This is a genomic window from Inquilinus sp. (assembly GCF_039594555.1).
In the GTDB taxonomy this organism is placed as follows: domain Bacteria; phylum Pseudomonadota; class Alphaproteobacteria; order DSM-16000; family Inquilinaceae; genus Inquilinus.
The window spans coordinates 1-9,170 of the sequence record NZ_JBCNNF010000281.1 but is presented as its reverse complement, the minus strand read 5'-3'; the positions used below and the strand labels follow the sequence as shown (position 1 = coordinate 9,170).

General features: G+C 69.3%; 8 protein-coding genes and 1 pseudogene. 6 read left to right on the top strand and 3 right to left on the bottom strand.

From position 1 onward, the window contains the following. A pseudogene (locus tag ABDW35_RS25180) lies at positions 1-459 on the top strand (hypothetical protein); the annotation flags it as partial. Positions 460-499: 40 nt separating this feature from the next. Here ABDW35_RS25180 and ABDW35_RS25175 read toward each other — a convergent pair. Continuing rightward, positions 500-838, bottom strand: coding sequence for a hypothetical protein (locus ABDW35_RS25175; protein ID WP_343716608.1), 339 nt, complete (start codon positions 836-838; stop codon positions 500-502). An 85-nt stretch (positions 839-923) separates the two neighbouring features. Beyond that, on the bottom strand, positions 924-1,967 hold the full coding sequence (locus ABDW35_RS25170) for a LacI family DNA-binding transcriptional regulator (RefSeq protein WP_343716607.1): 1,044 nt from the start codon (positions 1,965-1,967) through the stop codon (positions 924-926). Positions 1,968-2,167: 200 nt separating this feature from the next. Between ABDW35_RS25170 and ABDW35_RS25165 the strand changes: the two genes are divergently transcribed. From ABDW35_RS25165 to ABDW35_RS25150, 4 genes are all read left to right on the top strand, one after another. Next, positions 2,168-3,106, top strand: a complete 939-nt coding sequence (locus ABDW35_RS25165; protein WP_343716606.1) for a sugar ABC transporter permease — start codon at positions 2,168-2,170, stop codon at positions 3,104-3,106. Positions 3,107-3,116: 10 nt separating this feature from the next. After that, the gene (locus tag ABDW35_RS25160; RefSeq protein ID WP_343716605.1) at positions 3,117-4,013 is read left to right on the top strand and encodes a carbohydrate ABC transporter permease; all 897 of its coding nucleotides are present in this window, start codon (positions 3,117-3,119) and stop codon (positions 4,011-4,013) included. Between the two features lie 37 nt (positions 4,014-4,050). After that, complete coding sequence (locus tag ABDW35_RS25155; RefSeq protein WP_343716604.1) at positions 4,051-5,373, top strand: sugar ABC transporter substrate-binding protein; 1,323 nt, start codon at positions 4,051-4,053, stop codon at positions 5,371-5,373. Between the two features lie 65 nt (positions 5,374-5,438). Continuing rightward, positions 5,439-6,782 carry an alpha-glucosidase/alpha-galactosidase gene (locus ABDW35_RS25150; protein ID WP_343716603.1) on the top strand — a complete coding sequence of 448 codons (1,344 nt, stop codon included), beginning with the start codon at positions 5,439-5,441 and terminating at the stop codon, positions 6,780-6,782. Positions 6,783-6,963: 181 nt separating this feature from the next. Here ABDW35_RS25150 and ABDW35_RS25145 read toward each other — a convergent pair whose 3' ends face one another. Next, positions 6,964-7,884 carry a LysR substrate-binding domain-containing protein gene (locus tag ABDW35_RS25145; protein ID WP_343716602.1) on the bottom strand — a complete coding sequence of 307 codons (921 nt, stop codon included), beginning with the start codon at positions 7,882-7,884 and terminating at the stop codon, positions 6,964-6,966. A gap of 108 nt (positions 7,885-7,992) precedes the next feature. Between ABDW35_RS25145 and ABDW35_RS25140 the strand changes: the two genes are divergently transcribed. After that, the coding region (locus tag ABDW35_RS25140; protein ID WP_343716601.1) for an aspartate aminotransferase family protein at positions 7,993-9,170 on the top strand (1,178 nt) is incomplete at its 3' end.

Below are 9,170 nucleotides of genomic sequence, written 5' to 3'. Positions count from 1 at the left end.
TATGTCGTCGCCAACCCCTCCACCTATGCCTATTTCACCGCCGACCGCCCGGACGGGGAGGGCGGCTTCGGCCCCTTCGCCGGCGCCGCGTCCTGCCCGAAATTCGACCGCTGGAAATACGGCATGACCGGCCTGCCGGCCTATGCCGGCCCGGCGTCCCCGGCGGCGCTGGAGCAGGCCTATCTCGGCCGCGACGTGACCTATCTGCTCGGCACCGCCGACACCGACCCGAACCATCCGGCGCTGGACAAGACCTGCATGGCCGAGGCGCAGGGGCCGTACCGTCTCGCCCGCGGCGAGGCCTATGCCGGCTATCTGCGCGGGCGCCATCCGGACGGGTTCCGGCAGAAGGTGCTGCTGGTCGAGGGCGTCGGCCATGACGGCGACCGCATGCTGACCTCAGCCTGCGGCCTGGCCGCTCTGTTCGACCGTCCGGGCTGCACGCCCGCGACGCCGTGAGATCAGGGCCGGGGCGGCACGGCGCCACCCCGGCGGCCGATCACTCGTGCACCGTGTACTTGCCGAGCTCGCACAGGTTGACGCCGTCATTCTCCGCCGTCCGCCCGTCCTCGAACACCGTCTTCAGGTCATAGGTGCAGGTGCGCCGGCCGTCGCCGATGGTCACCGTCACCTCGTTGCCGGAGGACAGGTACTTGCCCTCCAGCAGGTTGTCCTCCCAATTGTCGACACTGGCCGGCGAAACGTAGAACTCCGTGGCATTGACCGAGGTCGCGTTGGTGAGGGTGAATTGCAGGTCGTCCGCAACGGCCGGGGCGGCGAACGCCATCAGGCCGCCGGTGACGCCCGCGGCCAGGGCGAAGGTTTTGAAATTCCGCATTCAATAATCCCGTATAAAAATCGCGTTCTCCGAGGTGGAGAGCGCGCATCAATAATACACCGGATTTGATGGAAAGGCACCGGCTCTAGGAACCGGCCCGCCGCCGGGCGCCGCACGAGTCGCGCACCACCAGCTCGGTCGGCAGCGCGATGCGGCGCTGGTCGACCGTCTCGCCCTTCAGCAGGCGGATCAGCAGCTGCGCCGCCTGGCGGCCCTGCTCGACGCCCGGGTTGCGCACCGTGGTCAGGGCCGGGCGCAGCTGGGCGGCGAAGGGCAGGTCGTCGAAGCCGACCAGGGCGATGTCGTCCGGCACCCGCAGCCCGGCATCGGTCAGCGCCGCCAGGGCGCCCAGGGCGATGGTGTCGTTGCCGGCCAGCACGGCAGTCGGGCGCGGGCCGTCGCGGTCCAGCAGCTCGCGCATCGCCCGGTGGCCGCTCTCCGCGCTGAAGGCGCCATAGGCCACCAGCCGGTCGTCCGGCTCGATGCCATGGGCGCGCAGCGATTCACGGTAGGAGTTCAGCCGCGCATCGGTGGCGACGAAGCCGGGCGGCGAGAAGCCGATATGGGCGATTGCCCTGTGCCCCAGCCCGACCAGATGGTCCATCGAGCGGCGGATGGCGCGGCGGGTGGAGAAGTTGCAGGCATGCTCGCGCGGGTGGCGGACCGAGCCGAGCAGCACCAGCGGGAAGCCCTGGTCGATCAGGGCATGGATCTGCGGCGCGTCGGTCGGCGGGTTCAGCACGATCAGCCCGTCGATCCGGCGGCCCTCCACCAGCTCGGCATAGGCGTGCGGCCCGGCGCCGGGCTCGACCCCCTCAAGCAGGATGCGGTAGCCGCTCTCGCTCGTCGCCTGGGCGATGCCGTAGAGGAGCTGCGGCACGAAGCCGTCGACCGTCAGCACCTGCGGGTCGGTCACCACCAGGCCGATGGTCTCGGTGTCGCCGCGCACCAGCATCCGCGCCGCAGAGTTCGGGCGGTAGCCCAGCGCCGCCGCCGCGTCCAGCACGCGCTGCCGGGTCTCGGCGCTGATCACCACTGCGTCGGACCGGTTCAGCACCATTGACACGGTGGCGCGCGACACCCCGGCCCGGCGGGCGACATCGTGGCTGGTGACCCTGCGTCGTTCCATGTCCATCCGCTTTGCGGGCACCCGGCCGGCCGGGTGCATCCTCGTCCCTCTGCCATGCCGGTCGGCGCTTGACAAGCCGGCCGGATCTCGTTTGAGTATAGCTAACACGTGTTAGTAACGGAAGTGACACGTGTCATCCGCAGACAGAAGTCCCGCCGCCGCAGGCTGCAGGGGCCCGATCCGGGGAGGATGGTCGAGGGATGGTGGCAGCGGAGTTGAGCAGGCCGGCGGCCGCCGCCGGCTGGCTGCGGTCCCGCCCGAAGCTGCGGGCGGCGCTGCAGCGCAACGTCACCGGTTGGCTGTTCATCCTGCCGGCGCTGATCGGCTTCGCGGTCTTCTATCTCTACCCGACGCTGCGGGCAGTCGAGATCAGCCTGACCAACTGGAACCTGATGCGGGCGCCGAAATTCGTCGGCTTCGACAACTACCTGAAGCTGATGGACGACCCGCGCTTCTGGCAGTCGGCCCGCATCACCGTCGCCTATGTGCTGTACAACATCCCGCTGCAGACCGTTCTGGGCCTGGTGCTGGCGGTGCTGATGGACCGGCTCAGCAAATCGGTGGCGCTGCGGGCGGTGGTGATCGCGCCCTACCTGCTGTCCAACGTCATCGCCGCGCTGATCTGGCTGTGGCTGCTGGACCCGCTGCTGGGCATGACCAACGCCTTCCTCGGGCTGATCGGCGTGCCGCGGCAATCCTTCCTGGCGACGCCGGACCTCGCCATCATGTCGGTCGCCGGCATCAACATCTGGCGCCATGTCGGCCTGACCGCCCTGCTGTTCTATGCCGGGCTGCAGGCGATCCCGCGGTCGCTGTACGAGGCGGCACGGCTGGAAGGGGCGGGGGAGTGGGTGGTGTTCCGCCGCATCACCCTGCCGCTGCTGCGCCCGGTTTTGGTGTTCGTGCTGGTGACCAGCGTGATCGGGTCGTTCCAGATCTTCGACACCATCGCCGTCACCACCCAGGGCGGGCCGGCGAATTCGACCAGCGCGATCATCTGGTACGTCTACGAAAGCGCCTTCCGCTTCTCGAAGATGGGCTACGCCTCGGCGATGTCGGTGGTGCTGTTCGCGGTGCTGATCCTGATCACCATCCTGCAGATGCGGGCGCTGCGCGCCGGCAGCTCGGACCTCGAGTGAGGGACGCGACATGACCGCGATCGCCCTGCCGCACGCCCCGATGTCCCGCCTGTCCCCCGGCCGGCTCCTGGCCTGGGCGGTGCTGGGCGCCTTCATCCTCTGCTCGCTGTTCCCGCTGTGGATCACGCTGAAGACGGCGCTGGTGCCGACCGCGACGCTGTTCGACCAGGCGACCTTGCTGGTGCCGGTCGAGGTGACCCTCGACAATTTCCGCCGGGTCCTGGGGCTGGCGCCGATCAACCCGGCCACGCCGTCGACGCCGATCAACTTCGCTCTGGCGCTGCGCAACAGCCTGATCTTCACGCTGCTGACGGTGGGCGGGCAGGTCTTCTTCTCGGCGCTGGCGGCCTATGCCTTCGCGCGGATCCGCTTCATCGGGTCGACGGTGATCTTCTACCTATTCATCGCCGCCACCATGATCCCGGCGATCGTGCTGTTCATCCCCAACTTCGTGCTGATCAAGGAGCTGGGCTGGCTGAACACCTTCCAGGGCATGGTGGCGCCGACGCTGCTGATGTCGCCCTTCGCCGTGTTCTTCCTGCGCCAGTTCTTCCTGTCGACCCCGCGGGAGCTGGAGGAGGCGGCACGGATCGACGGCGCCACGCCGTTCCGCACCTTCTGGTCGGTGGTGCTGCCGGTGCACAAGAGCGCCATCGCCACCCTGGCGATCCTGCTGTCGATCAACGCCTGGAACGACTTCTTCTGGCCGTTCCTGGTCGGGCGCGAGGCCGATGTCCGGGTCATGTCGGTGGCGCTGGCCGCGTTCAAGACCCAGCAGCAGAACGGCAATCCGGACTGGACCGGGCTGATGGCCGGCACCGTGCTGTCGATCGTGCCGGTGATCGTCCTGCTCGTGCTGTTCGGCCGTCGCGTCGTCGAATCCCTGCAGTTCAGCGGGCTGAAATGACCCGCATGCCAACCAACGAAACCGGAGGAGGCCTGAGATGCGTGTGAGCCTGTCGAGGATCCTGCAACTGTCCGTGGCGGCCCTGTCCCTGGCCGCGGCCGGTGGCACCGCCCGGGCCGAGACGCAGCTGAACTACTGGCTGTGGGACGCGCTGCAGGCGCCGCATTACGCGGAATGCGCCGCCGCCTTCACCGCCAAGCACCCGGACATCACCGTCAAGGTGACGCAGTATGGCTGGCTCGACTACTGGACCACGCTGTCGACCGGCTTCGTCTCCGGCGAGGCGCCGGACGTCTTCGCCGACCATCTGCGCTCCTACCCCGAATTCGTCGCCAACAACCAGATCATGGACCTGACGCCCATGGTCGAGCGCGACAAGGTCGACACCAAGATCTACAGCCCCGGCCTGGTCGACCTATGGACCCGCGATGGCAAGCTGTACGGCATGCCGAAGGACTGGGACACGGTGGCCCTGGTCTACAACAAGGAGATGCTGGACAAGGCCGGAGTGACGGTCGACGAGCTGAAGAGCGCCACCTGGAACCCGAAGGATGGCGGCAGCTTCGAGAAGATCCTGGCCAAGCTGTCGCTCGACGCCAACGGCAAGCGCGGCGACGAGGCCGGCTTCGACCCCAAGAACGTCGTCCAGTACGGGCTGATCACCCCGAAGATCGACGGCTACGGCCAGACGCAGTGGAGCTGGCTGGCCGTCTCCGCCGGCTTCAAGTTCACCGACGGGCCCTGGGGCACCAAGTACCATTATGACGACCCGGTGCTGGCCGAGACCCTGACCTGGCTGCGCGACCTGTCGCTGAAGAAGGGCTACGGCCTGCCGCAGAAGGATGTCGGCGCGCTGGGCGGCACCGCGCTGCTGGGCGCCCGCAAGGGGGCGATCGTCGCCGACGGGTCCTGGAACTCCACCTGGTACGCCAAGAACGTGTCCTTCCCCTACGGCTTCGTGCCGCTGCCGAAGGGGCCGCAGGGCCGCAAGAGCATGTTCAACGGCCTCGGCGATTCGATCTGGACCGGCACCAAGCACCCGGACGAGGCGTGGGAATGGGTGAAGTTCCTCGGCTCGTCCGACTGCCAGAGCATCATCGGCAAGGCCGGCGTGGTGTTCCCGGCGATCCCGTCGGCCGCCAAGATCGCGCAGGACGCCTTCGCCACCCGCGGCCAGGACGTCACCGCCTTCACCAGCGAGGCGACGCCGGACCAGACCTTCCTGTACCCGATCACCGACTTCTCGCCGCAGATCCTGTCGACCATGAACGTGGCCTTCGACCGGATCTTCCTCGAGGACGTGCCGGTCGCGCCGCTGCTGAAAGAAGCGAACGACCAGGTCAACGCGCTGTTCGAATAATCGTTCGATCCACTCGGCCCGTGGCTGCCGCGCCGCGGGCCCTTCCGCCAACCGGGACCCTCCGCATGACCTCTCCCAAGATCACCTTCATCGGCGCCGGCAGCACCGTCTTCGCCAAGAACCTGATCGGCGACATCCTGTCCTATCCGGAGCTGGCGGATGCGCGCATCACCCTCTACGACATCGACCCGGAGCGGCTCGCCACCTCCGAGACCGTGGCCCGGCGCATCGCCGAGGCGCTGAAGGCGCCGGCGACGATCGAGGCGACGACCGACCGCGCCCGGGCGCTGGACGGCGCCGACTACGCCATCACCATGATCCAGGTCGGCGGCTACAAGCCCTGCACCGTGACCGATTTCGAGGTGCCGAAGACCTACGGGCTGCGCCAGACCATCGCCGACACGCTGGGCATCGGCGGCATCATGCGGGCGCTGCGCACCGTACCGGTGCTGCTGGAGCAGGCGCGGGACATGGAACGGCTGTGCCCCGACGTGACCCATCTGCAATACGCCAACCCGATGGCGATGAACTGCTGGGCGCTGAACCGGGCGACGAAGATCAAGACCGTCGGCCTGTGCCACAGCGTGCAGGGCACGGCGGCGGAGATCGCCGAGGATATCGGCGTGCCGGTCGAGGAGATCAGCTATCTCTGCGGCGGCATCAACCACATGGCCTTCTACCTGAAGTTCGAGCGCGACGGCGAAGACCTGACGCCGCTGATCCGCAAGGTGGTGGAGGAGGGGCGGGTGCCGGAGTGGAACCGCGTCCGCTACGACATGTTCCTGCGGCTCGGCTACTTCGTCACCGAATCCAGCGAGCATTTCAGCGAATACGTGCCCTGGTACATCAAGCGCGGGCGCGAGGAGATCGTCGACCGGTTCAACATCCCGCTCGACGAGTACATCACCCGCTGCGAGCGGCAGATCGACAGATGGGGCGCGCTGAAGGCCCAGCTGCAGGACCCGACCGTGCCGCTGGAGATCAAGCGCAGCGTCGAATATGGCTCGACCATCATCCGGGCGAAGGAGACCGGCCAGCCGGCGGTGATCTACGGCAATGTGCAGAATGGCGGGCTGATCGAGAACCTGCCGCGGGACTGCACGGTCGAGGTGCCCTGCCTGGTCGACCGCAACGGCGTGCAGCCGATCGGCATCGGCCGGCTGCCGCCGCATCTGGCGGCGCTGATGCAGACCAACATCAACGTCCAGTCGCTGGCGGTCGAGGCGCTGCTGACCGGCAACCGCGACCACATCTACCACGCCGCCATGCTGGACCCGCACACTGCGGCGGAGCTGGACCTCGACCAGATCTGGAAGCTGGTCGACGACCTGCTGGCCGCCCATGGCGACTGGATCCCGGAGGCCCTGCGCCCGCCGGCCAAGGCCCAGCCGCTGCCGCGGGTGGCGTAGGAGAGGTTTGCGGACGACCAGACGCCGTCATTGCGAGCGAAGCGAAGCAATCCATGGTGCAGCGCGAGCGGCCCGATGGATTGCTTCGTCGGCTTCGCCTCCTCGCAATGACGGCAAGGGACGAGCGGGGTGAGATGATCCCGCCACGCGGGAGAGGCAACGCGAAGAGCTGACACCGGCTCTAATCGGCGGCAGGGCGCGCCGCACTCTCCAGCAGCCAGGCACGCACCGCGGCCACGCTGGCCCGCCGCATGGCGCCCGGAACGATGTCGAGCCAGTAGGCGGTCCAGGACACGCCGAGGCCGGGGAAGGGGGCCACCAGCCGGCCGGCGCGCATCGCGTCCTCGGTCAGCGCGTCGCTCTCCAGCACCACGCCCAGCCCCTTCACCGCCGCCTCGATCGCGACATGCGACGGGTCGAGCTGCAGCGTGCCGGCGAAGCCGTCGTCCAGCGCCACGCCCTGGCGGCGGAACCAGCCCTCCCAGGACACGCGGTTGTCGCGGGTGACGATCAGCGGCAGGGCCAGCAGGTCGCGCGGCCCGCGCAGATCTCCGCGCGCCGCCAGCGCCGGGGCGCAGAGCGGCTGGATCGTCTCGGCCAGCAGCGGCACCGCGGTCGACGGCGCGTGGTCGCCGTACCAGATCGCCAGGTCCACCCCCTCGGCCTCCGCCCGGCTGCCGCCCTCTGTGCTCAAGCGCAGATCGGCATGGACCCGGATGTCGATCTCCGGATGCCCGGCCAGGAAGGCGGGCAGGCGGGGCAGCAGCCAGCTGCCGGCCAGCGAGGGCGGCGTGCGCACCACCACCACCTCGGGCCGGCGGGCGCGGCGGCCGCGGCGGGCGGCGGCCTCCACCGCCTCAGCCAGGACGTCGAAGCTGCCGCTGATCCGGCCGAACAGCTCGGCGCCGTCCGGCGACAGCACCACGCCGCGGCCGACCCGGTTGAACAGCCGCAGGCCCAGCCGCGCTTCCAGGATCCGCACCTGGTGGCTGACCGCCGACGGGGTCAGCGCCAGCTCCTCCGCCGCCGCCCGGAAGCTCTCCAGGCGGGCGGCGGCCTCGAAGGCGGCGAGCGCGCGCAGCGGCAGGGGCGGTCGCTTCATCAGCCGATGAATGGTGAATTCACCTCATGAGTCCAGCGAATTCTCTGCGTTTGCGGTCGGGCAGGCCGGGGCGGAGGATGGCACAGGCTTTTCAGGGGGACTGCTGCCATGGACGCCATCTCCGCCGATCTCGACGCCACCTTCTGGACCCGTGCCCGCCGCCACCTGCTGCGCTATGGCGGCGACTTCGTGCCCTTCGTGCCGGTGCGGGCCGAGGGCGCGTTCCTGTGGGATGCCGCCGGCCGCCGGGTGCTCGACTTCACCTCCGGCCAGATGAGCGCCATCCTCGGCCATTCGCATCCGGAGATCGTGGCCACGGTGCGCGACGGCGTCGGCCGGCTGGACCATCTGTTCTCCTCGATGCTGTCGGCGCCGGTGGTCGACCTGGCCGAGGCGCTGGCCGCGCTGGTGCCGGGCCTGCCGAAGGTGATGCTGCTGTCGACCGGCGGCGAATCCAATGAGGCGGCGATCCGGCTGGCCAAGCTGGTCACCGGCAAATGGGAGATCGTCGGCTTCACCCAGTCCTGGCACGGCATGACCGGCGCCGCCGCGGCCGCAACCTACAAGGCCGGGCGGCGCGGCACCGGCCCGCTGATGCCCGGCCAGTTCGCGATCCCGGCGCCGAACCCCTATCGCCCGCGCTTCCCCGGCGTGGACTGGCGGCAGGAGCTGGACGATTCCTTCGCGCTGCTGGACCGGCAGAGCACCGGCAACCTGGCCGCCTTCATCGCCGAGCCGATCCTCAGCAGCGGCGGCGTGCTGGACCTGCCGTCCGGCTACTTGGCGGCGCTGCAGGAGCACTGCCGGGCCCGCGGCATGCTGCTGATCCTGGACGAGGCGCAGACAGGCATCGGCCGCACCGGGCTGATGTTCGCCTTCGAGCGCGACGGCGTGGTGCCGGATATCCTCACCCTGTCGAAGACGCTGGGCGCCGGCCTGCCACTGGCCGCGGTGATGACCAGCGAGGCGATCGCCGCCGAGGCCGAGGCGCGCGACTTCCTGTTCTACACCACCCATGTCAACGACCCGCTGCCCGCCGCCATCGGGCTGAAGGTGCTGGAGATCGTGGCCCGTGACGGGCTGGCGGCCCGGGCCGGCGTGGCCGGGGCCCGGCTGATGGAGGGGCTGCGCGGGCTGCAGCGGCGCCATCCCTGCATCGGCGACGTCCGTGGCCGCGGCCTGCTGCTGGGGCTGGAATTCGCCGATGCCGGCGGGCGCGACGCGGCCTGGATCTCGGACTCGGTGACCGACACGGCGCTGGAGCTCGGCCTATCCGCCAACATCGT

What these genes read in the sequence shown, in the direction of transcription:
- ABDW35_RS25175 (WP_343716608.1), bottom strand. Translation starts at nt 838, where the DNA reads ATGCGGAATTTCAAAACCTTCGCCCTGGCCGCGGGCGTCACCGGCGGC.
- ABDW35_RS25170 (WP_343716607.1), bottom strand. Translation starts at nt 1,967, where the DNA reads ATGGAACGACGCAGGGTCACCAGCCACGATGTCGCCCGCCGGGCCGGG.
- ABDW35_RS25165 (WP_343716606.1), top strand. Translation starts at nt 2,168, where the DNA reads ATGGTGGCAGCGGAGTTGAGCAGGCCGGCGGCCGCCGCCGGCTGGCTG.
- ABDW35_RS25160 (WP_343716605.1), top strand. Translation starts at nt 3,117, where the DNA reads ATGACCGCGATCGCCCTGCCGCACGCCCCGATGTCCCGCCTGTCCCCC.
- ABDW35_RS25155 (WP_343716604.1), top strand. Translation starts at nt 4,051, where the DNA reads ATGCGTGTGAGCCTGTCGAGGATCCTGCAACTGTCCGTGGCGGCCCTG.
- ABDW35_RS25150 (WP_343716603.1), top strand. Translation starts at nt 5,439, where the DNA reads ATGACCTCTCCCAAGATCACCTTCATCGGCGCCGGCAGCACCGTCTTC.
- ABDW35_RS25145 (WP_343716602.1), bottom strand. Translation starts at nt 7,884, where the DNA reads ATGAAGCGACCGCCCCTGCCGCTGCGCGCGCTCGCCGCCTTCGAGGCC.